Source organism: Kocuria sediminis, from assembly GCF_009735315.1.
GTDB classification, from domain to species: domain Bacteria; phylum Actinomycetota; class Actinomycetes; order Actinomycetales; family Micrococcaceae; genus Kocuria; species Kocuria turfanensis.
Genome location: NZ_WOGU01000011.1, coordinates 121,268 through 145,218 on the forward strand (window position 1 = coordinate 121,268; position 23,951 = coordinate 145,218).

Annotated in this window: 24 protein-coding genes, 4 tRNA genes and 1 riboswitch; of the genes, 19 read left to right on the forward strand and 9 right to left on the reverse strand. The window is 74.6% G+C overall.

Annotation, left to right across the window (positions count from 1 at the left end):
* Positions 1–157: 157 nt before the first annotated feature.
* Entirely contained in the window at positions 158–2,983 is a 2,826-nt protein-coding gene (locus GMA12_RS13650) for an aconitate hydratase (protein ID WP_156270022.1), read from the forward strand.
* 213 nt (positions 2,984–3,196) lie between these two features.
* A complete protein-coding gene (gene dxs / locus GMA12_RS13655; protein WP_156270023.1) occupies positions 3,197–5,224 on the forward strand; it encodes a 1-deoxy-D-xylulose-5-phosphate synthase in 2,028 nt (675 codons plus the stop codon).
* Between the two features lie 5 nt (positions 5,225–5,229).
* On the opposite strand, the gene GMA12_RS13660 is transcribed toward dxs, so the two are convergent.
* Positions 5,230–5,661, reverse strand: a complete 432-nt coding sequence (locus tag GMA12_RS13660) for a QcrA and Rieske domain-containing protein (protein ID WP_156270024.1) — start codon at positions 5,659–5,661, stop codon at positions 5,230–5,232.
* A 295-nt stretch (positions 5,662–5,956) separates the two neighbouring features.
* Here GMA12_RS13660 and GMA12_RS13665 point away from each other — a divergent pair, with 295 nt between their 5' ends.
* On the forward strand, positions 5,957–6,370 hold the full coding sequence (locus GMA12_RS13665; RefSeq protein WP_156270025.1) for a hypothetical protein: 414 nt from the start codon (positions 5,957–5,959) through the stop codon (positions 6,368–6,370).
* Between the two features lie 116 nt (positions 6,371–6,486).
* Here GMA12_RS13665 and GMA12_RS13670 read toward each other — a convergent pair whose 3' ends face one another.
* The 3 genes from GMA12_RS13670 to msrB form a co-directional block, all read right to left on the reverse strand.
* A complete protein-coding gene (locus GMA12_RS13670) occupies positions 6,487–7,962 on the reverse strand; it encodes an HRDC domain-containing protein (protein ID WP_240898839.1) in 1,476 nt (491 codons plus the stop codon).
* Between the two features lie 52 nt (positions 7,963–8,014).
* Positions 8,015–8,686, reverse strand: a complete 672-nt coding sequence (locus tag GMA12_RS13675; RefSeq protein WP_162459862.1) for a DUF3000 family protein — start codon at positions 8,684–8,686, stop codon at positions 8,015–8,017.
* 64 nt (positions 8,687–8,750) lie between these two features.
* Complete coding sequence (gene msrB, locus GMA12_RS13680; protein ID WP_156270026.1) at positions 8,751–9,203, reverse strand: peptide-methionine (R)-S-oxide reductase MsrB; 453 nt, start codon at positions 9,201–9,203, stop codon at positions 8,751–8,753.
* Between the two features lie 144 nt (positions 9,204–9,347).
* On the opposite strand from msrB, the gene GMA12_RS13685 reads away from it, so the two are divergent.
* On the forward strand, positions 9,348–10,670 hold the full coding sequence (locus GMA12_RS13685) for an alpha/beta hydrolase family protein (protein ID WP_156270027.1): 1,323 nt from the start codon (positions 9,348–9,350) through the stop codon (positions 10,668–10,670).
* Positions 10,671–10,676: 6 nt separating this feature from the next.
* Here the strand turns inward: GMA12_RS13685 and ybaK are convergent, their stop codons facing one another.
* From ybaK to GMA12_RS13700, 3 genes are read right to left on the reverse strand one after another with little or no spacing between them, the layout of a single operon-like run.
* Positions 10,677–11,168 (reverse strand): Cys-tRNA(Pro) deacylase, encoded by a 492-nt coding sequence (ybaK, locus tag GMA12_RS13690; RefSeq protein WP_156270028.1) that lies wholly within the window; start codon positions 11,166–11,168, stop codon positions 10,677–10,679.
* A 17-nt stretch (positions 11,169–11,185) separates the two neighbouring features.
* Entirely contained in the window at positions 11,186–11,641 is a 456-nt protein-coding gene (locus tag GMA12_RS13695; RefSeq protein ID WP_062733438.1) for a SufE family protein, read from the reverse strand.
* Complete coding sequence (locus GMA12_RS13700; protein WP_156270029.1) at positions 11,638–12,546, reverse strand: sulfurtransferase; 909 nt, start codon at positions 12,544–12,546, stop codon at positions 11,638–11,640. The genes GMA12_RS13695 and GMA12_RS13700 overlap by 4 nt, the downstream gene beginning before the upstream one ends.
* Before the next feature lie 223 nt (positions 12,547–12,769).
* Between GMA12_RS13700 and zapE the strand changes: the two genes are divergently transcribed.
* Complete coding sequence (gene zapE / locus GMA12_RS13705; RefSeq protein ID WP_162459863.1) at positions 12,770–13,828, forward strand: cell division protein ZapE; 1,059 nt, start codon at positions 12,770–12,772, stop codon at positions 13,826–13,828.
* Between the two features lie 185 nt (positions 13,829–14,013).
* Here the strand turns inward: zapE and GMA12_RS13710 are convergent.
* Positions 14,014–14,085 (reverse strand) — tRNA-Val (locus tag GMA12_RS13710).
* Positions 14,086–14,388, reverse strand: coding sequence for a hypothetical protein (locus GMA12_RS13715; protein WP_156270030.1), 303 nt, complete (start codon positions 14,386–14,388; stop codon positions 14,086–14,088).
* Between GMA12_RS13715 and GMA12_RS13720 the strand changes: the two genes are divergently transcribed.
* The 14 genes from GMA12_RS13720 to GMA12_RS13785 all read left to right on the forward strand — a co-directional run bounded on the left by GMA12_RS13720 (position 14,359) and on the right by GMA12_RS13785 (position 23,915).
* A tRNA-Gly gene (locus GMA12_RS13720) sits at positions 14,359–14,431 on the forward strand. The two genes, GMA12_RS13715 and GMA12_RS13720, sit on opposite strands and share 30 nt — an antisense overlap.
* Positions 14,432–14,491: 60 nt before the next feature.
* Positions 14,492–14,562, forward strand: a tRNA-Cys gene (locus tag GMA12_RS13725).
* A 50-nt stretch (positions 14,563–14,612) separates the two neighbouring features.
* Positions 14,613–14,687 (forward strand) — tRNA-Val (locus tag GMA12_RS13730).
* A gap of 157 nt (positions 14,688–14,844) precedes the next feature.
* On the forward strand, positions 14,845–15,699 hold the full coding sequence (locus GMA12_RS13735) for a cytochrome (protein WP_162459864.1): 855 nt from the start codon (positions 14,845–14,847) through the stop codon (positions 15,697–15,699).
* A 76-nt stretch (positions 15,700–15,775) separates the two neighbouring features.
* Positions 15,776–16,351, forward strand: coding sequence for a peptide deformylase (gene def, locus GMA12_RS13740; protein ID WP_156270031.1), 576 nt, complete (start codon positions 15,776–15,778; stop codon positions 16,349–16,351).
* A gap of 34 nt (positions 16,352–16,385) precedes the next feature.
* Positions 16,386–17,309, forward strand: coding sequence for a methionyl-tRNA formyltransferase (gene fmt / locus GMA12_RS13745; protein ID WP_162459865.1), 924 nt, complete (start codon positions 16,386–16,388; stop codon positions 17,307–17,309).
* Complete coding sequence (locus tag GMA12_RS13750; protein WP_162459866.1) at positions 17,306–18,907, forward strand: RsmB/NOP family class I SAM-dependent RNA methyltransferase; 1,602 nt, start codon at positions 17,306–17,308, stop codon at positions 18,905–18,907. The genes fmt and GMA12_RS13750 overlap by 4 nt, the downstream gene beginning before the upstream one ends.
* A gap of 33 nt (positions 18,908–18,940) precedes the next feature.
* Positions 18,941–19,606 carry a ribulose-phosphate 3-epimerase gene (rpe, locus tag GMA12_RS13755; protein WP_162459867.1) on the forward strand — a complete coding sequence of 222 codons (666 nt, stop codon included), beginning with the start codon at positions 18,941–18,943 and terminating at the stop codon, positions 19,604–19,606.
* Between the two features lie 61 nt (positions 19,607–19,667).
* A riboswitch (FMN riboswitch) is annotated at positions 19,668–19,807 on the forward strand.
* A 116-nt stretch (positions 19,808–19,923) separates the two neighbouring features.
* Positions 19,924–20,982 carry a bifunctional diaminohydroxyphosphoribosylaminopyrimidine deaminase/5-amino-6-(5-phosphoribosylamino)uracil reductase RibD gene (gene ribD, locus GMA12_RS13760; protein ID WP_156270032.1) on the forward strand — a complete coding sequence of 353 codons (1,059 nt, stop codon included), beginning with the start codon at positions 19,924–19,926 and terminating at the stop codon, positions 20,980–20,982.
* Between the two features lie 70 nt (positions 20,983–21,052).
* Positions 21,053–21,727 (forward strand): riboflavin synthase, encoded by a 675-nt coding sequence (locus GMA12_RS13765; protein WP_156270033.1) that lies wholly within the window; start codon positions 21,053–21,055, stop codon positions 21,725–21,727.
* Positions 21,727–22,401, forward strand: a complete 675-nt coding sequence (ribB, locus tag GMA12_RS13770; RefSeq protein WP_170301055.1) for a 3,4-dihydroxy-2-butanone-4-phosphate synthase — start codon at positions 21,727–21,729, stop codon at positions 22,399–22,401. The genes GMA12_RS13765 and ribB overlap by 1 nt, the downstream gene beginning before the upstream one ends.
* Positions 22,398–23,099, forward strand: a complete 702-nt coding sequence (locus GMA12_RS13775; RefSeq protein WP_156270034.1) for a GTP cyclohydrolase II — start codon at positions 22,398–22,400, stop codon at positions 23,097–23,099. Before ribB ends, GMA12_RS13775 begins: the two co-directional genes overlap by 4 nt.
* Positions 23,096–23,575, forward strand: coding sequence for a 6,7-dimethyl-8-ribityllumazine synthase (gene ribH / locus GMA12_RS13780; protein ID WP_047801455.1), 480 nt, complete (start codon positions 23,096–23,098; stop codon positions 23,573–23,575). The genes GMA12_RS13775 and ribH overlap by 4 nt, the downstream gene beginning before the upstream one ends.
* A 76-nt stretch (positions 23,576–23,651) precedes the next feature.
* On the forward strand, positions 23,652–23,915 hold the full coding sequence (locus GMA12_RS13785) for a phosphoribosyl-ATP diphosphatase (RefSeq protein ID WP_047801456.1): 264 nt from the start codon (positions 23,652–23,654) through the stop codon (positions 23,913–23,915).
* Positions 23,916–23,951: the final 36 nt, after the last annotated feature.

Consider the following 23,951-nt stretch of genomic DNA (forward strand, 5'->3'; position numbering starts at 1 on the left):
CGCGCCCGGATGTGTCGTCGCCGCGACGGCGGCTCGGGGGCCACCGCGCCCGATCGGGCTACACTGACAGGTGACTGTTCACGGGAGAACACCCGGCGCTTCGCCGGTGTCCTCCCGCGGGCGTTTCCATGACGGTGGCGAGAGGAGTTCCACGCATATGAGCACGGTGGACAGCTTCGGAGCCAAGGGCGTTCTCGACGTCGACGGCACCGAATACGAGATTTTCCGACTGAACACGCTGGAGGGGGCGCAGAAGCTCCCGTACAGCCTCAAGGTTCTGCTCGAGAACCTGTTGCGCACCGAGGACGGCGCCAACATCACCTCCGAGCACATCGAGGCCCTGGCCAACTGGGACCCGGAGGCCGAGCCCAGCATCGAGATCCAGTTCACCCCGGGCCGCGTCATCATGCAGGACTTCACCGGCGTGCCCTGCATCGTCGACCTCGCCACGATGCGCGAGGCCGTCGCGGACCTCGGCGGCGACCCCGCCCGGGTGAACCCGCTCGCCCCGGCCGAGCTCGTGATCGACCACTCCGTGCAGATCGACTCGTTCGGCAGCCGCGAGTCGATCGAGCGCAACATGGACATCGAGTACCAGCGCAACGGCGAGCGGTACCAGTTCCTGCGCTGGGGCCAGACCGCCTTCGACGACTTCAAGGTCGTCCCCCCGGGCATGGGCATCGTCCACCAGGTCAACATCGAGAACCTGGCCCGCGTCGTCATGACCCGCGAGGTCGACGGCGTTCTGCGCGCCTACCCGGACACCTGCGTGGGCACCGACTCGCACACGACCATGGAGAACGGCCTGGGCGTGCTGGGCTGGGGCGTGGGCGGCATCGAGGCCGAGGCCGCGATGCTCGGCCAGCCCATCTCGATGCTCATCCCGCGCGTGGTCGGCTTCAAGCTCACCGGTGAGATCCCGGCGGGCGCCACGGCCACCGACGTGGTGCTCACCATCACCGAGATGCTCCGCGACCACGGCGTGGTCGGCAAGTTCGTGGAGTTCTACGGCGAGGGCGTGGGCGCGGTGCCCCTGGCCAACCGCGCGACGATCGGCAACATGAGCCCCGAGTTCGGCTCGACCGCCGCGATCTTCCCGATCGACGACGTCACCCTGGACTACCTGCGCCTGACCGGGCGCTCCGACGAGCAGGTCGCGCTCGTCGAGGCGTACGTCAAGGAACAGGGCATGTGGCACGACCCGGCCGAGGAGATCACCTTCTCGGAGTACCTCGAGCTGGACCTCTCCACCGTGGTCCCCTCGATCTCCGGGCCGAAGCGCCCCCAGGACCGCATCTCGCTCACCGACGCGAAGGCGCAGTTCCACGAGGACCTGGGCAACTACGCGACGCACGTGGACGAGGACGTCACCGCCGGCAACACCATCGACGACGCCTCGGCGCAGTCCTTCCCGGCCTCCGACGCCCCGGCCTACACGCCGGAGCACCCGCAGCCGGAGAAGGACCGCCCGCGCGAGCACCACGCCTACGCCCAGAACGGCCGGCCGACCAAGCAGGTCCCCGTGACCATGCCCGACGGCCGGGAGTTCGAGCTCGACCACGGCGCGGTGTCGATCGCCTCGATCACCTCGTGCACCAACACCTCCAACCCCTCGGTCATGATGGCCGCGGCGGTGCTGGCCCGCAACGCCGTCGAGAAGGGCCTGAAGGCGAAGCCGTGGGTGAAGACCTCGATCGCCCCGGGCTCCAAGGTCGTCACCGACTACTACGAGAAGTCCGGTCTGGTGCCGGCGCTGGAGGAGCTCGGCTTCTACATCGTGGGCTACGGCTGCACCACCTGCATCGGCAACTCCGGGCCGCTGGAGGAGGAGATCTCCCAGGCCATCCAGGACAACGACCTGGCCGTGACCTCGGTGCTCTCCGGCAACCGCAACTTCGAGGGCCGGATCAACCCGGACGTGAAGATGAACTACCTGGCGTCCCCGCCGCTGGTGATCGCCTACGCCCTGGCCGGCAACATGGACTTCGACTTCGAGAGCGAGCCCCTGGGCCAGGACGCGGACGGCAACGACGTCTACCTCAAGGACATCTGGCCGGAGCCGGCCGAGGTGCAGAGGATCATCGACGCGTCCATCGACACGGAGATGTTCACCCGCGAGTACGGCACCATCTTCGACGGTGACGAGCGCTGGCAGAACCTGGACACCCCCACCGGCAAGACCTTCGAGTGGAACCCGCAGTCCACCTACGTGCGCAAGCCCCCGTACTTCGAGGGCATGACGATGGAGACGACCCCGGTCGAGGACATCTCCGGCGCCCGGGTGCTGCTGAAGCTGGGCGACTCGGTCACCACCGACCACATCTCCCCGGCGGGCTCCTTCAAGTCCGACACCCCGGCCGGCAAGTACCTCATCGCCAACGGCGTGGAGCGCAAGGACTTCAACTCCTACGGCTCCCGGCGCGGCAACCACGAGGTCATGATCCGCGGCACCTTCGCCAACATCCGGATCAAGAACCAGCTGCTGGACGGCGTGGAGGGCGGGTTCACCCGCGACTTCACCCAGGAGGGCGGCCCCCAGGCCGCCGTGTACGACGCCGCGATGAACTACCAGCAGGCCGGCGTCCCGCTGGTCGTGCTGGGCGGCAAGGAGTACGGCTCCGGGTCCTCGCGCGACTGGGCCGCGAAGGGCACCTCGCTGCTGGGCGTCAAGGCCGTCATCGCCCAGAGCTACGAGCGCATCCACCGCTCGAACCTCATCGGCATGGGCGTGCTGCCGCTGCAGTTCCCGGCCGGGGAGTCCGCCGACTCCCTGGGCCTGGACGGCACCGAGACCTTCGCCATCCAGGGGGTAACCGCGCTCAACGAGGGCACCACCCCGAGGACGCTGAAGGTCACCGCCACGAAGGAGGACGGCTCCACGGTCGAGTTCGACGCGGTCCTGCGCATCGACACGCCGGGCGAGGCGGACTACTACCGCAACGGCGGGATCCTGCAGTACGTGCTGCGGCAGATCGCCAAGTAGGCAGGTCCCCGGGCGCGCCGCGGCGCGCCCGGGGAGCACGGGTGAGCGCTCGCCCGGTCCTGATCCAGGACGCACGAGGGGCCCGGTCCGGCAACGGACCGGGCCCCTCGTGCCGCCCGGGGCTGTCGGGGCGAGCGAGTAGGATCGGGGGAACGTGCCGCCCCGGCGACCCCGGAGCGGCCGACCACGACGCCGAGGAGTGCGGGAGGAAGCATGAGCGTGCTGGAACGGGTGTCCGGGCCCGAGGACCTCGCGGGGCTGACCCGCGCGGAGCTGACCGAGCTGGCCGCCGAGATCCGTGAGTTCCTCGTCACCCACGTCTCCGCGACCGGGGGCCACCTGGGCCCCAACCTGGGGGTCGTGGAGCTGACCATGGCGGTCCACCGCGTCTTCGACTCGCCCAAGGACTCCGTGGTCTTCGACACCGGGCACCAGTCCTACGTGCACAAGCTGCTCACCGGCCGCCAGGACTTCCGCACCCTGCGCCAGGAGGGCGGCCTCGCCGGCTACCCGGACCGGGCGGAGTCGGTGCACGACATCGTCGAGTCCTCGCACGCGTCGTCGTCCCTGTCCTGGGCGGACGGCATCTCCCGCGGCTACGCCATGACGGGCCGGACCGACCGGCACACCGTGGTGCTCGTCGGGGACGGCGCGCTGACCGGCGGCATGGCGTGGGAGGCCGTCAACAACATCGCCTCCGACCGCGACCGCAAGGTCGTGATCGTGGTCAACGACAACGGCCGGTCCTACGCCCCCACGGTGGGCGGCTTCGCCAACCACCTGGCCGAGCTGCAGGCGAGCGTGCAGCAGGGCGTGGACGCCGTGCGCACCGACCGTCGCTACGAGCAGACCCTCGAGTCGGTGAAGAACCTGCTGAAGCACTCCGGGCCGGTGGGGGAGATGCTCTACCGGGGCCTGCACGGCATGAAGCAGGGCCTGAAGGACGTCGTGGTCCCGCAGGGCATCTTCGAGGACCTCGGCATGAAGTACCTGGGCCCGGTGGACGGCCACGACCTCGAGGCGGTCGAGCAGGCGCTCAGCAACGCTAAGAACTACGGCGGGCCCGTCATCGTGCACGCCATCACGGAGAAGGGCCACGGGTACGCGCCCGCGATCGCCCACGAGGACGACCAGTTCCACGCCGTGGGCGTCATCGACCCCGTCACGGGGCGCTCCACCGCCACGAGCTCCGAGCGCAGCTGGACGGCCGTGTTCCGCGACGAGATCGCCCGGATCGCCGACGAGCGCGAGGACGTCGTGGGCATCACCGGGGCCATGCTCATCCCGGTGGGGCTGCAGAAGATGCAGGCCGCCCACCCCGACCGCGTCGTGGACGTGGGGATCGCCGAGCAGCACGCCGTGGCGATGGCCGCGGGCATGGCCTACGGCGGGCTCCACCCGGTCGTCGCCCTGTACGCCACGTTCCTCAACCGCGGCTTCGACCAGCTGCTCATGGACGTGGCCCTGCACCGGGCCGGGGTCACCCTGGTCCTGGACCGCGCGGGGGTCACCGGACCGGACGGGCCGAGCCACCACGGCATGTGGGACCTGGCGCTGCTCCAGATCGTCCCCGGGCTGCACCTCGCCGCCCCGCGCGACGAGCCGACCCTGGTCGAGGAGCTGCGCGAGGCGGTGGCCGTCGGCGACGCCCCCACGGTCATCCGCTACCCCAAGGGGTCGGTGGGCACGCCCGTCCCGGCGGTGGAGCGGCTCTCCGACGGCGTGGACGTCCTCGCCCGCCGCGGCGGGGAGAGCGGCACCGAGGGCGCCCGCCGCGACGTCCTGATCGTCTCCGTCGGTGCCATGAGCGGGCTGTCCCTGGACGTCGCCGACCGGCTGGAGGCCCACGGGGTGTCCTCCACCGTGGTCGACCCCCGGTGGGTGCTCCCGGTGCCCGGGTCGGTCATCGAGCTCGCCGCCCAGCACCGAATCGTGGTCGTCGTGGAGGACGGGGTGCGCGCCGGCGGGATCGGCTCGCGGATCCGGCAGGAGATGCGCGCCGCCGGCGTCGACACCGCCCTGAACGAGGTCGGTCTGCCGACCCGGTTCCTCGCGCACGGCTCGCGCTCCCAGGTCCTGGAACGGGTGGGGCTCACCGCCCAGCGCGTCGCCCAGGACACTCTGGCCTCCGTGCTCGGCACCCGGGTGCCCTACGCCCGCCCGGTCGAGGCGGAGGACGCCGAGGTCCTCCCGGACACGGCCCGGAACGGAACGTCGCTGCCGCGGCCGGGCCGGGGCTGAGCGGCTCAGCCGAGGACGATCCGGCCCTCCCGGACGGCTACCGGGTACGGCGTGAGCCCCGTCCGGGCCGGTCCGCCCCGGACCTCCCCGGTCGCGAGGTCGAACTGCGACGCGTGACAGGGGCAGACGTAGCGCCGCTCCTCGGGCACGACCATGCAGCCCTGGTGCGGGCACACCGGGGAGAACGCCACGACCGTGTCCTCGGCGGGCCGTGCCACCACCGCCTGCACCCCGTCCCGATCCACCTTGACGCCGGAGCCCACGGGCACGTCCTCGACCGCGCCCGCGTCCACGGGCTCGGCCGGTCCGTCCGACGACCCGTCCTGGCCGCCGCACGCGCTCAGCGCCGCGGCGGAGCCCAGTCCCGCGCAGGCCGCGCCCAGGACCGTGCGCCGGGGCAGCGCGGAGGGGGCGGTGGAGGATTCGGGCGCGGCCATGGTGGTCCTCTCGTCGGCGGTCCTGCGGGTGCACCGCCAGTCTAGGCGCCGCCGCTGCCGGGCCCGGCGGGACCACCCCCGGGGCGGCCGACCGGTGCCGCCGGGACGTGCCCTCGGGGTGTGCGCCCGAGCGGGGCGGGTGATCGCTCTCAGCGGAGTGCGGCGGGGGGGCGGTGTCGGCTGCACCATGTGATCAGTAGGATGACGATGACAACAGACACCGGGGACGAGCCGTGCACCAGAGGCTCCGACCCGTTCCCGGCGGCAGCGCCGGGACGGACGGAAGGACAGCACCATGATCAAGCGACTCATCTTCGTGACCGGTTTCGGCGTCGGCTTCGTGGTCGGCTCGGCCTCGGGCCGCAAGAGCTACGAGACCCTGAAGCAGAACGCCCTGAAGACCTGGCAGGACCCCAAGGTGCAGGCGAAGGTCTCCGAGGGCACCGACTGGGTCAAGTCGGAGGTGCCCGTGGTCGGCGGCAAGCTCGCCGACTCCGCCAAGAAGGCCGCCGACACGGTGGGCACCAAGGCCTCGGACGCGTCCTCGACGGTCAAGGACAAGGTCTCCGGCTCCTCGGGCGGCACCGGCGCGGCGACCGGCACCTCCACCCCCGGCTACGCGGACCTGCAGACCGCGAAGCCGGTCACCCCGGAGACCCCGCTGGATCCGGCCGAGCCGCACCCGGCCCCCGGCGACACCCAGCACTGATCCCAGCAGCCCCGTGACGGGCCCCGGCCTCCGGCCGGGGCCCGTCGTCGTGCCGCCCCGCGCGCAGTCCGGCCGGAGGCGGCGCCGCACGGCCGGCCGCCGCGGGCCCCTGCGGCTCAGGCGGCGGGGGCTCCCTCGCCGCCGGCCGGGGCGAGCCCGGTCCCGGCGCGCTCGGCCCGGGAGAGGTCGGCCTGCGCGAGGTCGGCCTGCGCGAGGTCGGCCTGGGGCTGCTCGGTGTGGGCCAGCTCGGTGTGGGCCAGCTCGGTGTGGGCCATTTCGGTGTGGGGCTGCTCGGCGTGGCGGGCGGCGCGCTTGCGCGCCCGCAGCTCCCGCCAGGCCGCGCCGATGACGGGCGCCGTGAGTCGCACCTGCCAGCGGCGGGCGCCGAGGTCGCGCAGCCGGTCGGCCACCGCCTGGTCGCCGGTGCTCTTGGGCGGCTGCCAGCAGAAGCGGCGCAGGTGCTCCGGGGTGAGCAGGTTCTCGGTCGGCAGCCCGTGCTCCTCCGCCAGCTGGGTCACGACCGGCTTGAGGACCTTCAGCCGGGCGGCGGCCTCGGGGCGCTTCACCTCCCAGGCCTTCACGGGCGGCAGGGCGTCGGACTTCACGGTGACGGGGACGAGCTCGGTGGCGTTGCGGGCCTCGGCGATCGCCCGCAGCCACCGGGGAGCCTCCCGCGCGGCCTGCCGGCCGTGGAAACCGGGGGTGGCCAGCAGCTGGGGCACGGTCCGGGGCATGGCGGAGGCCGCCGCCACGAGGGCCGCGTCCGGCAGCAACCGGCTGGGGGAGAGGTCCTTGTGCTGGGCCAGCCGCTCGCGCTCCTCCCACAGCAGGCGCAGCGCGGTGAGCTGGCGGCGGCCCTTGACCTTGTTGATCCCGGAGGTCCTGCGCCACGGGTCCTGGCGCGGCGGGGCGGGCGGGGCCGTGCGCACGGCCTCGAACTCCTCCAGGGCCCACTCGAGCTTGCCCTGCTCCCGGAGCAGGTCCTCCATCGCCCAGCGCAGCGGGATGAGCATCTCCACGTCGAGGGCGGCGTAGTTGAGCCAGTCCTGCGGCAGGGGCCGCTTGGACCAGTCGACGGCGGAGTGCTCCTTCGCCAGTGTGTAGCCGAGCAGCTCCTCCGTCTCGGCGGCCAGGCCCACCCGCCGGAGCCCGGCGATGCGCCCGCCCAGCTCGGTGTCGAAGAGCAGGTCCGGCTCCATGTCCAGCGCCCGCAGCGAGGGCAGGTCCTGGGTGGCGGCGTGCAGCACCCACTCCACGCCGGCGAGCGCCTCGTTGAGCACGGCCAGCGACCCGGTGGCCTCGGGGTCGATGAGCAGGGTGCCCACGCCTTCGCGGCGCAGCTGGACGAGGAAGGCGCGCTGGCCGTAGCGGAAGCCGGAGGCGCGCTCGGTGTCGATCGCGGCCGGGCCCGTCCCCCCGGCGACGGCGGCGGCGGCCCGCTCGAGCCCGGCCACGGTCCCGATGACGGGCGGGACGCCGTCGAACGGGGCCGCGAGGTGGACGCTGTCGGGGATCTCGTAGTCCTCAAAGCCGGCGACCACCGGGGTCGAGGGCTCGTCGGGCGCGGATCGGCGGTCGGCTGGGCTGGTCAAGGAGCGTCTTCGATTCTGTGTCGGCCCCGTCGGGGCGCGGTCGGTTCGGTGGTCAGCGGCGCGGGTGCAGCACGGTCACCCCGCGCGGGTAGGGCGGCAGGCCCGCGAACGCGCAGACCGTGTCCGCCCAGGCGGCGAGGTGCGGCTCCACGTCGGACCCGTCGGGCGTCCAGGACGCCCGCAGCTCGACGTCGGCCCCCTCGACCTGGTCCCCGAGGGTCCCGAAGCCCTCGGCGAGGACCCGGGACGCCGTGCCGCCCTCCCGAGAATATCCGGCCCGGTGGCGCCGCAGGGACTCGAGGAGCCGGGTCCAGGCGAGCAGCCCGGCCGTGTCGTCGCACCCGACCTCCCGGCCCACGGCCGCACGAGCCCACGTGACGATGCGCAGGGGCCCGCCCCAGGCCTCGGGCTCGGTGGGGTCGAACAGGAGCACGAAGCGGCCCGCGGCCAGCTCGTCCGCCGGCCCCCGGGCCCCGAGCTCGTCGGCCGGGGACGCCGCCCGCGGCAGGGCCGGGAGCGCCGTGCCGGGCTGCGCGGCCGGGCCGGCGGGCGGGTCCGGCGGCTGCCGCACCTCCGCGCGCACCGCGGCGGCGAAGGGGGCCAGGTGCGTGGGCGCGGGGATCTCCGTGAGCTCGATGCCGTCCCGGTACGGGGTGCGGAGCAGGTGCTCCAGGGCCTCCTGGAAGTCCTGGGACACCCCTGACAGGTCGTTCACGGTGCTCACACTGGAAGGGTAGGCCGTCCGGGCGCCGGCGTGGCCGGTGCCACGCCGCGCGCGGGCCCGCCGGTCACGAGGAGGCGGGGACCAACCGGACGGAGACGGAGTTGATGCAGTACCGCAGGTCGGTCGGGGTGGGGAAGCCCTCACCGCCGAAGACGTGGCCCATGTGGGAGTCGCAGGCGGCGCACCGGACCTCCACGCGCTCCATGCCCAGGGTGGTGTCCTTGATGTAGCGGACCCGGTCCTCCGCGAGCGGGGCGTAGAAGGAGGGCCACCCGCAGTGGGCGTCGAACTTCGTCTCCGAGCGGAACAGCTCGGCCCCGCACGCCCGGCAGGTGTACACGCCCTCGGTCTCGGTGTTCCAGTACTCGCCCGTGAAGGGCCGTTCCGTCCCGGCCTCCCGCAGCACGTGGTACTCCTCGGGGGACAGGATCGAGCGCCAGTCCTGCTCGGTCCGGTCGGCGGTCGCGGGGCGGTCGGCGGGCTCGGGGCGGTCGTCGTGCCTGGTGGTCTCGCTCATGGTGTCGTCCTCCGGGATCGAACGGGTGGTCTGACGGGTGCTCCGGCGGGCGGCCCGGCCGGCGGCGCGGGGCCCGGAGCACCCGGCAGGGACAACGACGTGCCCCTCCGGGTTATGCCCGCGGCCCCGTGGAAGACTGGTGACATGCCTCGACGCTTCCTCCCGGCCCCCGCCGCGCCCCCCGCGACGCCGCCCGCTCCCGCGACGGCGTGGGCGCGCGGCGCCGTGGTCGGCGCCGCCGCCACCGTCGGCGCGGCCTCCCTGTCCTTCGGGCTCTCCAGCGCCGCCGCGGCCTACTTCGCCCGGCAGGTCGTGGTGCCGCCGAAGTACCGCTCCGAGGACCTGCCCATCCTCGGGCTGACCCGCACCGGCGAGGACGGGGACCCGGCGGCGACGACCCTCGTGAAGCTGCCGGCCACGGTGGACACGACCGTGGCCGGCACCTACAGCCTGCGCTTCGACGCCGGCCGCGGCCACGCCCGGATCGGGGCGATCCGCTCCTACTCCCCGCAGGAGGGCACCGTCACCCGGGTGGTGGAGGAGGTCTACGCGGGGGATCTCGCGAAGGCCTCCCGCGGCTTCTGGTCCGGGACCGTCTACCCGGACCCCGGCGCCGCCGGGCTGCCGTTCGAGGAGGTCGAGATCCCCATCGAGGTCGGTCCCGCGCCCTGCTGGGTCGTGCCCGCCGAGGGCGGGCCCACCCCGGAGGGCGAGCGGCCGCGGGAGCTGCCGGGACCTTGGGCGATCATGGTGCACGGACGCGGGGCGAACCGGATGGAGACCGTGCGCGCGGCGCCGGTGGCCCGGGAGCTCGGGCTGACCTCCCTGCTGATCTCCTACCGCAACGACCGCGAGGCCCCGCCCACCCACGACTTCCGGTACGGGCTGGGGTTCACGGAGTGGAAGGACGTGCAGACGGCGATCAGCTACGCCAAGTCCCGCGGCGCCACCCAGATCGTGCTCTTCGGCTGGTCCATGGGCGGGGCCATCTCCCTGCAGACGGCCGACCTCTCCTTCTACCGCGACGACATCGCGGCCCTGGTGCTGACCGGCCCGGTCGTGGACTGGTTCGAGCTGATCGCCCACCACTCCCGCACCCGGCGCATCCCCTCCGGGATCGGCCGGCTGGCCACCAACCTCATCTCGCACCGGGCGGGGCGGATGCTGACCGGTCTCGCCGCGCCGGTGGACCTCAAGGCCCTCGACTGGCTCTCCCGCAGCGAGCACCTGCGCACGCCCACCCTGGTGCTGCACTCGGTGGACGACGAGTTCGTCCCCGCCGCCAGCTCCCGCCGGCTCGCGGAGCTGAACCGGCTCGTGGAGTTCGTGCCGTTCACCCGCGCCCGGCACACCAAGGAGTGGAACGTGGACCCGCGGCGGTGGGAGGACGCGGTGCGGCGCTGGCTGCCGGAGCGGCTGGCGCAGGACGCCCGGTCCGCCGGGGGAGCCGCGGCCGTGCGGCGCTGACCCCGGTCAGCTCCGCAGCGCCGCCGTGCACCCGCCCGTGAGCCGCAGCAGCTCGGCCGGGGCCAGCTCCACGTCCAGGCCCCGGCGCCCGCCGGAGACGAGCACCGTGGGCCACGCGAGCGCGGAGTCGTCCAGCAGGGTGGGCGAGCGAGTCTTCTGGCCCAGCGGGGAGATGCCCCCCACCACGTAGCCGGTGCGCCGCTCCGCCAGCCTGGGCTCGGCCAGGGCCGCCTTCTTCCAGCCCAGCGCGGCCGCGGCCGCGCGCACGGACAGCCGGGCGGAGACGGGCAGCACCGCCACCGCCCAGTCGCGCTCGTGGACGAGCATCAGCGTCTTGAAGACCTGCCCGGGGTCGCGGCCCAGCGCGGCGGCGGCCTCCAGCCCGAAGGACGCCGCCGCGGGGTCGTGCTCGTACTCGTGCCGGGCGTAGTCCACCCGCTCCCGCTCCAGGAGCGCGACGGCGGCCGTGGGCCCGGCGCGGCGGGCGGTCCTGGCCATGACGGGCGCCCCGGCGCTCAGGCGCCCTGGAGCTCGCGCACGCGCCGCTTGACCCGCCCGAGCATCGCCGACATCCCGCGCATCCGCAGCGGGGAGACGAGCTGGGTCAGGCCGAAGCGCTCGGGCAGGTCGTCCGGGACCTCGAGGACCTGCCGGGCGGGCAGCCCGTCGAGCCCCTCGTGCAGGATCGACGCGAAACCGCGGGTGGTGGGCGCCTCCGCCGGGGCGGAGAAGAACAGCCGCACCGGGGTTTCGGGGCCCGGCTCGGTGCCCTCGTCCCACTCCACGGTCAGGAACAGCGGCGACTGGCACTCCACGACCTGCTCCAGCTCCTCCGGGTGCTCGCCGAGCCGGGCGGGCAGGGCCGGCAGGGAGCGGGAGAACTCCAGCAGCAGCTGGAGCTTGTCCTCCTCCGGGACGGCCGTGAAGTCCTCGACGAGCTCCTCGAGCTGGGCGGGCAGCGGAGCGCTCATCGCGCCGACCCCGGGGCCTCGCCGCGCTCCTCGCCCACGACGATCGGCACCCGCACGGAGTTGCCCCACTCGGTCCACGAGCCGTCGTAGTTGCGCACCTTCTCGAAGCCGAGCAGGTACTTCAGCACGAACCACGTGTGGCTGGAGCGCTCGCCGATGCGGCAGTAGGCGATGATGTCGTCGTCCTCGGCCAGGCCGACCTCGTCGCGGTAGACCGCCTCGAGCTCCTCGCGGGAGCGGAACCGGCCGTCCTCGGCGGCGGCCCGGGCCCACGGCACGGAGGCCGCGGTGGGGATGTGCCCGCCGCGCAGCGTGCCCTCCTGGGGGTACTCGGCCATGTGCGTGCGCTCGCCGGTGTACTCCGGCAGGGACCGGACGTCGATCAGCGGGCGCTCGCCGAGGTGGCCGAGCACGTCCTCCCGGTACGCACGGGCGCGGGAGTCGTCGCGCTCGACCACCGGGTACTCGGCGCGCTCGGGCACGACCTTGTCGGTGGACAGCTCGCGGCCCTCGGCGATCCACTTGTCCCGCCCGCCGTTCATGAGCCGCACGTCCGGGTGGCCGAACAGCTCGAACACCCACAGGGCGTAGGCGGCCCACCAGTTCGACTTGTCCCCGTACACGACCACGGTGGTGTCGCGGGAGATGCCCTTGCGGGACATCAGCTCCGCGAACTGCGCGCCGTCGACGTAGTCGCGGGTGTCGGGGCGGTTGAGGTCGGTGTGCCAGTCCACCTTCACGGCGCCGGGGACGTGCCCGGTCTCGTAGAGCAGCACGTCCTCGTCGGACTCGACGACCACCACGCCCGGGTCGTCGAGGTGCTCGGCGACCCACTGCGTGGACACCAGTCGCTCGGGGTGCGCGTACTGCGCGAACTCTTCGTTGTTCTCCACGGCAACGCCCATGGGGGCTCCTTCCGGGGTGGGGATCGGATTCCCCTCCAGCGTAGTGCTCCCGGCCGGGCGCCGCCCCCCGCGCGGGAGCGCCGGGCCCGGGTCGGCCGGGATTTCGCGGTCGGCGCACCGGCGGCTGCGGGGCGCGGGCTAAAATCGCCGGAGCACCCGCGCGCGCCCCCTCGGCGTGCCGAACCAGCGAGCCGTCGTGCCCGGCGGACAGAGAGGTCTCCCCGTGAGCATCCGCATCGAACACCTCACCGACCGCCGGCCGCACGTGTCGGCCGACGAACTGCTGGCGGGGTTCCGCCCGTCCGAGCGCTTCGGCGAGGTCTCGTTCGACACCTACCGCCCCGATCCCCAGCAGCCGTCCCAGGCCGGGGCCGTGCGGGAGCTGCGCGCCTTCGCGGAGTCCGTGGGACGGGCCGGCTCCGGCGGCGGGTTCTTCGCCAAGCTCTTCGGCGGCGGCCCCCGCCCGGCCGACGTCCGCACGGGGATCTACCTCGACGGCGGCTTCGGCGTGGGCAAGACCCACCTCCTCGCCTCCCTGTGGCACGCCGTGCCCGGCCCCAAGGCCTTCGGCACCTTCGTGGAGTACACCAACCTGGTGGGCGCGCTGACGTTCCGCAAGGCCGTCGACGCCCTGAGCACCTACCAGCTGGTGTGCATCGACGAGTTCGAGCTCGACGACCCCGGGGACACCGTGCTGATGTCCCGCCTGATGCGCGAGCTGGCCGACGCCGGCGTCCGGATCGCCGCGACGTCCAACACCCTGCCCGGCTCCCTCGGCGAGGGCCGCTTCGCCGCCCAGGACTTCCAGCGGGAGATCCAGGTGCTGGCCGACCAGTTCGAGGTCGTGCGCATCGACGGCGAGGACTTCCGCCACCGCGGCCTGCCGCAGGCCCCGGCGCCGCTGTCCGGCGACGAGCTCGAGCGCGCCGTCGAGGAGCGGTTCTCGGGCCAGGTGGTGGCCGCGGACGCGTTCGCCGACCTGATCGAGCACCTCTCCGGCGTGCACCCCTCCCGGTACCGCAAGCTCCTGGAGGGGATCGACGCGATCGTGTGGCAGGACGTGCACACGATCGAGCAGCAGGCCGTGGCCCTGCGCTTCGTCGTGCTCGCCGACCGGCTCTACGACAAGAACCTGCCGATCATCGCCTCCGGCCGGCCCTTCGACGAGGTCTTCACCGCCGAGATGATGGCCGGCGGCTACCAGAAGAAGTACTACCGGGCGGTCTCGCGGCTCACCGCGCTGGCTCGGGAGGGGATCCTGGGGGACGTCTCCACGGTCTGAGGCCACCGCCCGGCTGTCCCGCCCGCACCCGGCTCCCGCGCCCGCCCGCTCCACCGCCGTCCCGAGGACGGGCCGGTGGGGCGGGCGTCGTCGTCCCGGACCCGGAGCGGGCGCCGCCCGGGGGGCAGGACGACGACGAGGGCCCCGGCTGAGATGATCTCAGCCGGGGCCCTCGTCGGTGCTCGTGCGCGATACTGGGTTCGAACCAGTGACCTCTTCGGTGTGAACGAAGCGCGCTACCACTGCGCCAATCGCGCTCACTGCTCGAAAACCATAACCCACAACCGGGCCGTGGGCCAATTCGCCCGCCCGGCGGCGCCGCCCGCCGTCGATTTGGCGATCCGGAAATCCGTCCCGTACAGTCTCTGCCTGTCAGGAACACCGACGGGTTCCGGCGAACGGACCGGCCGCGAGGCCGGGACGATCCAGGACTCCGCCGGATGTCGCAGGACCGGGCCGGCGGGAACGCCGGGCACGGGGCTGTGATAGAGTTCCTCACCGGAAGATCGAGAGATCCGCCGGAAAGACATGCGGACGTAGCTCAGCTGGTAGAGCACCACCTTGCCATGGTGGATGTCGCGGGTTCGACTCCCGTCGTCCGCTCGCAGGAATCGGCATGTCCCATGCCGTGACCGACGGCCCTGTCCGCGAGGACGAGGCCCCGGTGGGGTGGCCGAGTGGTTAGGCAGCGGCCTGCAAAGCCGTCTACGCGGGTTCGAATCCCGTCTCCACCTCGGTGCACGACCCACCATGCTTGACGGCCTCCCCGGAGGTCGCCGGTCAAGCGCGATTGGCGCAGCGGTAGCGCGCTTCCCTGACACGGAAGAGGTCACTGGTTCGATCCCAGTATCGCGCACCACCCGAAGGCCCCGGCTCCACGAGCCGGGGCCTTCGTCGTGCCCGGCGGGCCCCGGGCGTCCCGTGTCCGAGGCGGTCGGTAGCCTGCGGCCCAGGACCCGGAGCACCGGGGACCCGCCCGGGCGAGCCGGGGACCCGACGGAGAGGCGACGAGCAGCGTGACACAGCCCAGGCTGGCGGAACAGACCGAGTACGGACGGATGTACGCGAGGTCCACCTCGGAGCAGGCCACCGTCCCCTCCATCACCACCGTGCTCTCCCGTGCCGCCACCGACCTGGACGGCTGGTACGGCTACTCCGCCGCGCAGGCGGCGGTGCAGGACGACCGGCTGCGCGCGGCCCTGGGCTCGCCCGCCCAGCTGCGCGCCGTCGTGCGGGACGCCGCCAGGGCCGCCGAGCGGCACCGGGACGACGCCGCGGCCCGCGGGGACCGGGTGCACACCTACGCCGAGCAGATCGCCCTGCGCGCCCTCGGGAAGCCCCACCGGGCCGTCGAGGCGCGGGCCACTCTGGCCGAGCACGGCGAGGAGCGCTTCGCCTCCCGCTTCGACGAGTGGTGGGACCTGTACGCCCCCGAGCCCCTCGCCGTGGAGGTCACCGTCTGGAACTCGACCGTCGGCTACGCCGGCACCCTCGACCTCGTCGCCCGGATCGCGGGCAAGGTCTGCCTGATCGACTACAAGACCAAGGGCACGGACCGGGACGGGCGGGTGAAGTCCCTGGACGCCAAGGTCGTCACCCAGCTCGTGGCCGGGCTCAAGGCCGAGGAGTCCCTCGTGGACGCCGAGGCCGGCACCTGGGAGCCCTGGGCCTACGGCGGCGCCGACCTCCTGCTGGGGGTCGCGGTCGGGGAGACGGAGGTCGTGCCCGTGCAGGCCGTGCCGGCGGTGCTCGAGCAGCACTGGTACAAGTTCTGCGCCCTGCACCGGCTGTGGACCCAGGAGACCGCCCTCGCCGCGGCCGGCCCCGCCCTGCGCCCCGTGCCGCCGCCCCCGCCGCGCGAACAGCCCTAGGACCCCGGGGGCGGGCCCGCGTCCCGCGCCCCGCGGGCGGCCCGTAGACTTGTCGGGTCGAGAGCGAGGTTGCCCCATGCCCATCCTGCCCATCCGCACCATCGGCGACCCCGTCCTGCGCACCCGCGCGTCGGAGGTCACGCAGTACGACGACGCCCTGCGCCGGCTCGTCGCCGACATGACCGAGACGATGCTCGACGTCGGCGGCGTCGGCCTCGCCGCTCCCCAGGTGGGGATCGGGCTGCGCCTGTTCACCTGGGCGGTCGAGGGCAGCGCGGGACACGTGGTCAACCCGGTCCTGGAGGTCGGCGACGAACCGCAGGAGGGCGGCGAGGGCTGCCTCTCCGTGCCCGGTTTCGGCTTCGACACCCCGCGCCGCGACTGGGCCCGGGTCACCGGCACGGACCAGGACGGCCGGCCCGTCGCCGTCGAGGGCACAGGCCTGCTCGCGCGCTGCCTGCAGCACGAGACCGACCACCTGGACGGGCGGCTGTACGTCGACCGCCTCGTGGGCGCCGCCCGGAAGGAGGCGCTGCGGGCGATCCGCGCCGCCGACTACGACGGGGTGGTCCACGGCGTGGCCGGGCAGCGGGCCGCGACCGTGGGATCCTCCTTCGGCACCGGCAGCGCCTTCGGCTCCGCCCGCGGCTGAGCCCACCCCCCCGTCCCCACCCGTCTGGAGAGCAGTGAAGATCCTCTACGCCGGCACGCCGTCCGTCGCCGTGCCGCCCCTGGCCCACCTGGCCGACCGGCCCGACGTCGAGATCCTCGCCGTCCTGACCCGCACCGACGCCCCCGTGGGCCGCAAGAAGGTGCTCACGCCCTCGCCCGTGGCCCAGGAGGCGCAGCGGCGGGGCCTGCCCGTGCTCAAGGCCAACCGGATCGACGCGGAGCTGACCGAGCGGATCCGGGACCTCGGCGCCGACGTGGCCGCGGTGGTCGCCTACGGCGCGCTGGTGCCCCAGGCCGCGCTGGACGCCGTGCCGCACGGCTGGATCAACCTGCACTTCTCCCTGCTCCCGCAGTGGCGGGGCGCCGCCCCCGTGCAGCGGGCGCTGATGGCCGGGGACACGGTGGTGGGCGCCAGCACCTTCCTGCTGGAGGCCGGGCTGGACACCGGCCCCGTCGTCGGGACGATGACGGACGAGGTCCGCCCCGAGGACACCGCCGGCACGGTCCTGGAACGGCTCGCCCGCACGGCCGCCCCGCTGCTGGCCGACTCGCTGCGCGCGGTGGTCGACGGCACGGCCCGTCCCGCCGCCCAGCAGGGCGACGTCACGCTGGCCCCCAAGCTCACCGCGCAGGACGGGCGGGTCCGCTGGGCGGACCCCGCCCTGGCCGTCGTCCGCCGGGTCCGCGGGACGACGCCGGAGCCCGGGGCCTGGACCCAGCTCGACGGCCGCAGGATCAAGCTCGAGGGCGTCACCGCCCGCCCCGACGTGCGGGACCTCGCCCCGGGGGAGTGCCGGCTGCGCGGCGGTGCCGTGCTCGTGGGCACCGGCTCGGGAGCCGTGCAGCTGGGCACGGTGCAGCCCGCCGGGAAGAAGACCATGGACGCCGCCGCCTGGGCGCGGGGCCACAACACGGAGGACAGGGTGGTGTTCGAGTGAGCGAGCGCGAGAACCGGGGACGCGACGACCGCCAGGACGACCGCCGGGGCGGCCGGGACCGGCGCCCCGGGGGCGAACGGCGCAACGCCCGGGGCCACGAGCGCAACCGGCGCGCCCGGTCCGAGCGGACGTTCTCCTCCGCCGCGCCCGCGGCCCGGACGCGGCGGGCCGACCCGGCCCGGCTGGCCGCGTTCGAGACGCTGCGCGCGGTCTCCGAAGAGGGCGCCTACGGCAACCTCGTGCTCCCGAAGGCCGTGCGGGCCCACCGGCTCGACCGGCGCGACGCCGGCTTCGCCACCGAGCTGGCCTACGGGGCGCTGCGCTGGCAGGGGACCTGGGACGCGGTGCTGAGCCGGTGCGTGGACCGGCCGCTGGCCGATCTCGACGGCGCGGTGCTCGACGCCCTGCGCCTGGGCGTGCACCAGCTGCTGGCCATGCGGGTGCCCGACCACGCCGCCCTCGACCAGACGGTCGGGCTGGTGCGGGCCGTGGTGGGCGCCGGCCCCGGGTCCCTCGTCAACGCGGTGCTGCGCAAGGTCGCCGCCCGCGACCTCGCCGCGTGGATCGCCGAGCTGACCCAGGACGCGGCCGACGAGACCGCGCGGCTCGGCCTGGCCCACGCCCACCCGGCGTGGCAGGTCCGCGCCCTGCGCCAGGCCCTGGTGGCCCACGGCCGGTCCGGCGCCGAGCTGGAGGCCCTGCTGGCGGCAGACAACGAGGCCCCCGTGGTCAACCTCGTGGCCCTGCCCGGCCTCGGCGAGCTGACCGAGGCCCTCGACGCCGGCGCGGAGAAGGGCGACCTCGTGCCCGGCTCCGCCCTCAGCAGCGGCGGCGACCTGCACCGGCTCTCCTCCGTGCGCGCGGGCGGGGTCCGGGTCCAGGACGCCGGCTCCCAGCTGGTCGCCCGGACCCTGGCCGCGGCCGACGGCGGAAGGGCCGGGGACGCCCGGGGCGAGCGCTGGCTCGACCTGTGCGCCGGCCCCGGCGGCAAGGCCGCGCTGCTGGCCGCCCTGGCCGCCCAGCGCGGCGCGCACCTGACGGCCAACGAGGTGGCCCCGCACCGGGCCGAGCTGGTCCGCCAGGCGCTGCGGCCGGTGCCGGGGCACGCGTGGTCGGTGCGCACCGGTGACGGCCGCGCCGCCGGCGAGCTGCTCGGGGGCCGCCCCGCGGAGGAGGCCGGCTACGACCGGGTGCTCGTCGACGCCCCGTGCACCGGGCTGGGGGCGCTGCGCCGGCGGCCCGAGTCGCGCTGGCGCCGCACCCCGCGGGACCTGGCCGAGCTGGGGCCGCTGCAGCGGGAGCTGCTGGAGGCCGCCCTCGACGTCGCCCGCTCCGGCGGCACGGTCGCCTACGCCACGTGCTCCCCGCACGCGGCCGAGACCCTCGCGGTGGTCCAGGACGTGCTGGGCCGCCGGGAGGACGTGGAGCTCCTCGACGCCCTCGGCCCGGCCCGCGACGCCGCCCTGCCCGGGGCCCTCGAGGGGGACCGGGACCCGTCCCGCCCCTGGGAGGGCGCCGCGGGACCGGCGACCGTCCAGCTGTGGCCGCACGTGCACGGCACCGACGCCATGTTCCTGGCCCTGCTGCGCAAGCGCTGAGCCCCCGAGCCCCCGACCACCCAGGAGTCCTCCGTGCCCCAGCCCTGCATCCACCCCTCGATCCTCTCCGCCGACTTCGTCAACCTCGAGGCCGAGCTGGCCCGGATCGCCACCGCCGACGCCGTGCACGTGGACGTCATGGACAACCACTTCGTCCCCAACCTCACCCTCGGGCTGCCCGTGGTGGAGCGGCTGCTGGCCGTCAGCCCGGTCCCGCTGGACGTGCACCTGATGATCGAGGACGCCGACCGCTGGGCCACCGGCTACGCCGAGCTCGGCTGCGAGTCGGTCACCTTCCACGCCGAGGCCGCGCGCGCCCCGCTGAAGCTGGCCCGGGAGCTGCACGCCCACGGCGCGCGGGCCGGCATGGCCCTGCGCCCGGCGACCCCCGTGGAGCCCTACCTCGACCTGCTCCCGGAGCTGGACATGCTCCTGGTGATGACGGTGGAGCCCGGCTTCGGCGGGCAGGCCTTCCTGGACGTCATGCTGCCGAAGATCCGCCGGGCGGCCGAGGCGATCCGCGCCGGCGGCGGACGGGTGGCCCTGCAGGTGGACGGCGGGATCACGGAGGAGACGATCGTGCGCGCCGCCGAGGCGGGGGCCGACACCTTCGTGGCCGGCTCCGCCGTCTACGGGGCGGGGGACCCCGAGGCCGCGATCACGGCGCTGCGGAGGGCCGCCCACGACTCCCGGCCCTGAGCGGACCCCGCCGCCCCGTGCGGCCGGCCCGGCGGGGCTGTGCCATAATCGGCCACAAGAACAACGTGTTCCGGGGTCGGTGCAAGTCCGAACCGGCGGTCACAGTCCGCGAACCGTGCGGCGCCCCATCGGGGCGGGCACGGCCGAACCGGTGGAACTCCGGTACCGACAGTCACAGTCTGGATGGAAGGCAACACGTTCGACGGCCCTCGCGGCGCGCCCTTCCGGCCCACCGCGTCGCCGGTCGCGGCCGCACGGGCCCGGCCGTCGCCGCCGTCGTCCTGCCCCCGGAGCCGACCCGGGAAAGGACGACGCGAATGGACCCGCAGCACCGGCCCGGCGGAGACGCCGAACGGTCGATCATGCGGACCGCCCTGCACGCGGCGGCGCGCGGCCCGCGCGGGGCCAACCCCCTCGTGGGAGCCGTCCTCGCCGACGCCGCGGGCCGGATCCTGCACGTCGGCCACCACCGCGGGGCGGGCACCGTCCACGCCGAGGTCGACGTCCTGCAGCGCGCCGCCTCCGCCGGCACGGACCTGCGCGGCACCACCATGTACGTCACCCTCGAGCCCTGCAACCACTGGGGCCGCACCGGCCCGTGCGCCGAGGCCATCGTGGAGGCGGGTGTGCCCCGGGTGGTCTTCGGGGCCCCCGACCGGACCTCCGCCGCCGCCGGCGGTGCCGCCACCCTGCGCGCGGCCGGGCTGGAGGTGCGCTCCGGAGTGCTCGCCGAGGAGGCCGAACGGCTCAACGACCGCTGGGGCGAGACGATGCGCGCCCAGCGGCCCTTCGTCACCCTCAAGGTCGCCCAGACCCTCGACGCCCGGATCGCCGCGGCGGACGGGACCAGCCAGTGGATCACCTCCGCCTCGGCGCGCGAGCACGGCCACGACCTCCGCGCCCGCGCCGACGCCGTGCTCGTGGGCACCGGGACGGTCCTGGCCGACGACCCGCGGCTCACCGCCCGGACCGGCGACGGCGCCGCCGTCCCGCGGCAGCCGCTGCGCGCCGCCATGGGGCTGCGCGCCGTCCCGGCCGGCGCGGCGATCCGCGGCAGCGACGGCCGGTTCCGCCACCTGGTCACCCACGACCCCCACGCGGCCCTGGCCGAGCTCTACGACGCCGGGGTCCGGCACGTCCTCATCGAGGGCGGGGCCACGGTCGCCGGGGGCTTCCTGCGAGCCGGCCTCGTCGACGAGATCAGCCTCTACCAGGCGCCGCTGCTGCTGGGCGCCGGCCGCCCGGCCTTCGCCGAGCAGGGCATCGGCACCCTCGCCGACGCCTCCCGCTGGCGGCTGGACCCCGCCGGCGGGGGACCGGTGCAGCAGCTGGGCCCGGACCTGTGGATCCACCTGCGGCCCGCCCCCGCGGGCTGACCGAGGCCACGGACCGCACCGAACCGACTTCACCGACAGACCGCACCGAGAGAGACAGAGGACAAGTCGCATGTTCACAGGAATCGTCGCCGGGCAGGGCACCGTGCGCTCGGTCGAGTCCCGCCCGGACGGCAGGAGCGCCCGCCTCCTCGTGGACGCGGGCCCGCTCGTCGCCGACCTGCCGCACGGCGGCTCCCTCGCCGTGAACGGCGTGTGCCTGACGGCCACGCGCACCGAGGACATCGGGGCCGGACAGTTCCTGGCCGACGTCATCGGCGAGACGCTGGTGCGCACCACCCTGGGGGCGCTGGCCCCCGGCGACACCGTGAACCTGGAGCGGTGCGTGCCCGCCGGCGGGCGCCTGGACGGCCACGTGGTCCAGGGCCACGTCGACGGCACCGGCACCGTCGTCGCCCGGGAGGACCTGGGGGAGTGGGAACGGGTGCGGATCGCGGTGCCCGGGGAGCTCGCCCCCTTCGTCGCGGAGAAGGGCTCGGTCGCCGTGGACGGGGTGTCCCTGACCGTCACGGCGGTCAGCGCCCCCGGCGCCGCGGAGCCCTGGTTCGAGATCGGGCTCATCCCGGCCACCCTGGCCGAGACCACGCTGGGACGGCGCCCCGTCGGCGCGTCCGTCAACCTCGAGGTCGACGTCCTCGCGAAGTACGCCCAGCGGCTGCTGGCCTTCGCCCGGACCGACAGCACCCCGGCGCCGGAGGCCGGGCCCACCGCAGGAGAAGGAGCATGATGCGCACCAGCAGCACCCGCACGGACACGGGCCCCGGCGCGGGCGGGGCCGACGAGGAGATCCGCCTGGACCCCGTTCGCACGGCGGTCGAGGCGATGGCGCAGGGCCGGCCCGTGGTGGTCGTGGACGACGCCGACCGGGAGAACGAGGGCGACATCGTCTTCGCGGCCCAGCACGCCACCGCCGAGCTCATGGGCTTCACCGTCCGGCACACCTCCGGCGTCGTGTGCGTGCCGATGACCGGGGCGCGGGCGGACGCGCTGAACCTGCCGCCGATGGTCGCCGTCAACGAGGACTCCAAGGGCACCGCCTACACGGTCACCTGCGACGCCCGCCACGGCGTGAGCACCGGCATCAGCGCGGCGGACCGGGCCCTCACCGCCCGGGTCCTCGCCGACCCGTCCGCCGGCGCGGAGGACCTGACCCGGCCCGGGCACGTCCTGCCCCTGCGCGCCGCCGGCGGAGGCGTCGCGGTCCGCCGCGGGCACACCGAGGCCGCCGTCGAGCTGTGCGTCCTCGCCGGCCTGGAACCGGTGGGCGTCATCGCGGAGCTCGTCCACGACGAGGGGGAGATGATGCGGCTGCCGGCCCTGCGGGCCTTCGCCGACCGGCACGGCATCCCGCTGGTGAGCATCGAGGACCTGGCGGAGCAGCTGCGCAGGGACCGCCGATGACGCCGGACGCCCCGCTGGTGAGCTCCGAGCCCGTGGTCGTGCCCACCCCCGAGGGGCGCTTCGAGGTCGTGGGCTGGCAGGTGCCCGGCCGGCCCGGGGAGCCGGCCGCCGAGCACCTGAGCCTCACCGCCCCGTCCTCGGAGCGGGTGCCCGTGGGCCAGCCCCCGCTCGTGCGGCTGCACTCCGAGTGCCTCACCGGGGACGTCTTCGGCTCCTACCGGTGCGACTGCGGCCCGCAGCTGCACCTGGCCCTGCGCCGGATCGCCGACGACGGCGGCACCCTGCTGTACCTGCGCAACCACGAGGGCCGCGGGATCGGCCTGGTGAACAAGCTGCGGGCCTACAAGCTCCAGGACGGCGGGGCGGACACGGTGGAGGCCAACGAGCTGCTCGGCCTGCCCGCCGACGCGCGGGACTACAGCGCCGCCGCAGCCATCCTGCACCGCCTGGGCCTGACCCGGATCCGGCTGCTCAGCAACAACCCGGCCAAGGCCGAGCGGCTGACCGAGCTGGGCATCGACGTCGTCGCGATGGTGCCCAACGAGGTCCCGGCCCGCCCCGAGAACCACGACTACCTCGCGACCAAGCGGGACCGCATGCGCCACCGCCTGCGCCACGTGGACGACACCACCGCACACCCCGACGGGCCGGCGCACGCCGGCGACCGCACGAACAGCACAGGAGACCTCACCCCATGAGCGGACACGGAGCCCCCGACATCGACCTGAGCGCCGCCGACGCGAGCGGACTGCGCGTCGCCGTCGTCGCCTCGAGCTGGCACACGGTGATCATGGACGGGCTGCTCGACGGCGCCCGCCGCGCGCTCGCCGACGCCGGCGTGACCGACGCGGCGGTCGTGCGCGTGCCCGGCAGCTTCGAGCTGCCGGTGGCCGCGGCCCGCCTGGCGCCCGGACTGGACGCCGTGGTGGCCCTGGGCGTGGTCGTGCGCGGGGGGACCCCGCACTTCGACTACGTCTGCTCCGCCGCCACCCAGGGCCTCACGGACGTCTCGGTGCGCACCGGCGTGCCCGTCGGCTTCGGGGTGCTGACCTGCGACACCGAGCAGCAGGGCCTCGACCGCGCCGGCCTGGAGGGCTCCCAGGAGGACAAGGGCTACGAGGCGACGGCCGCCGCGGTGCAGACCGCCCTGCTGCTGCGCTCGCTCGGGGTCTGAGCCCCCCCCCGCCCCCCGGACGGGCCGTGCGGCGGCCCGTCCGGGGGGAGCCCGCGGACCCATTACCCTGGTAGTCGTGAAAACCTTCGAGACCCTCTTCGCCGAGATCAGCGACAAAGCCGTGACCCGACCGGAAGGCTCCGGCACGGTCCGGGAGCTGGACACCGGGGTGCACGGGATCGGCAAGAAGGTCGTCGAGGAGGCCGCCGAGGTCTGGATGGCGTGCGAGTACGAGACCTCCGAGCAGGCCGCGGAGGAGATCTCCCAGCTGCTCTACCACCTGCAGGTCATGATGGTCGCCAAGGGCCTGACGCTCGAGGACGTCTACCGCCACCTCTGAGCGCTCCCGCCCCCGTCCCACCGAAGCCGAGAAGGA

Bases quoted from the DNA above. Each gene is read 5' to 3' on its own strand.
- GMA12_RS13650 (WP_156270022.1), top strand. From the start codon at position 158: ATGAGCACGGTGGACAGCTTCGGAGCCAAGGGCGTTCTCGACGTCGAC.
- dxs (WP_156270023.1), top strand. From the start codon at position 3,197: ATGAGCGTGCTGGAACGGGTGTCCGGGCCCGAGGACCTCGCGGGGCTG.
- GMA12_RS13660 (WP_156270024.1), bottom strand. From the start codon at position 5,661: ATGGCCGCGCCCGAATCCTCCACCGCCCCCTCCGCGCTGCCCCGGCGC.
- GMA12_RS13665 (WP_156270025.1), top strand. From the start codon at position 5,957: ATGATCAAGCGACTCATCTTCGTGACCGGTTTCGGCGTCGGCTTCGTG.
- msrB (WP_156270026.1), bottom strand. From the start codon at position 9,203: ATGAGCGAGACCACCAGGCACGACGACCGCCCCGAGCCCGCCGACCGC.
- GMA12_RS13685 (WP_156270027.1), top strand. From the start codon at position 9,348: ATGCCTCGACGCTTCCTCCCGGCCCCCGCCGCGCCCCCCGCGACGCCG.
- ybaK (WP_156270028.1), bottom strand. From the start codon at position 11,168: ATGGCCAGGACCGCCCGCCGCGCCGGGCCCACGGCCGCCGTCGCGCTC.
- GMA12_RS13695 (WP_062733438.1), bottom strand. From the start codon at position 11,641: ATGAGCGCTCCGCTGCCCGCCCAGCTCGAGGAGCTCGTCGAGGACTTC.
- GMA12_RS13700 (WP_156270029.1), bottom strand. From the start codon at position 12,546: ATGGGCGTTGCCGTGGAGAACAACGAAGAGTTCGCGCAGTACGCGCAC.
- def (WP_156270031.1), top strand. From the start codon at position 15,776: ATGCCCATCCTGCCCATCCGCACCATCGGCGACCCCGTCCTGCGCACC.
- ribD (WP_156270032.1), top strand. From the start codon at position 19,924: ATGGACCCGCAGCACCGGCCCGGCGGAGACGCCGAACGGTCGATCATG.
- GMA12_RS13765 (WP_156270033.1), top strand. From the start codon at position 21,053: ATGTTCACAGGAATCGTCGCCGGGCAGGGCACCGTGCGCTCGGTCGAG.
- ribB (WP_170301055.1), top strand. From the start codon at position 21,727: ATGCGCACCAGCAGCACCCGCACGGACACGGGCCCCGGCGCGGGCGGG.
- GMA12_RS13775 (WP_156270034.1), top strand. From the start codon at position 22,398: ATGACGCCGGACGCCCCGCTGGTGAGCTCCGAGCCCGTGGTCGTGCCC.
- ribH (WP_047801455.1), top strand. From the start codon at position 23,096: ATGAGCGGACACGGAGCCCCCGACATCGACCTGAGCGCCGCCGACGCG.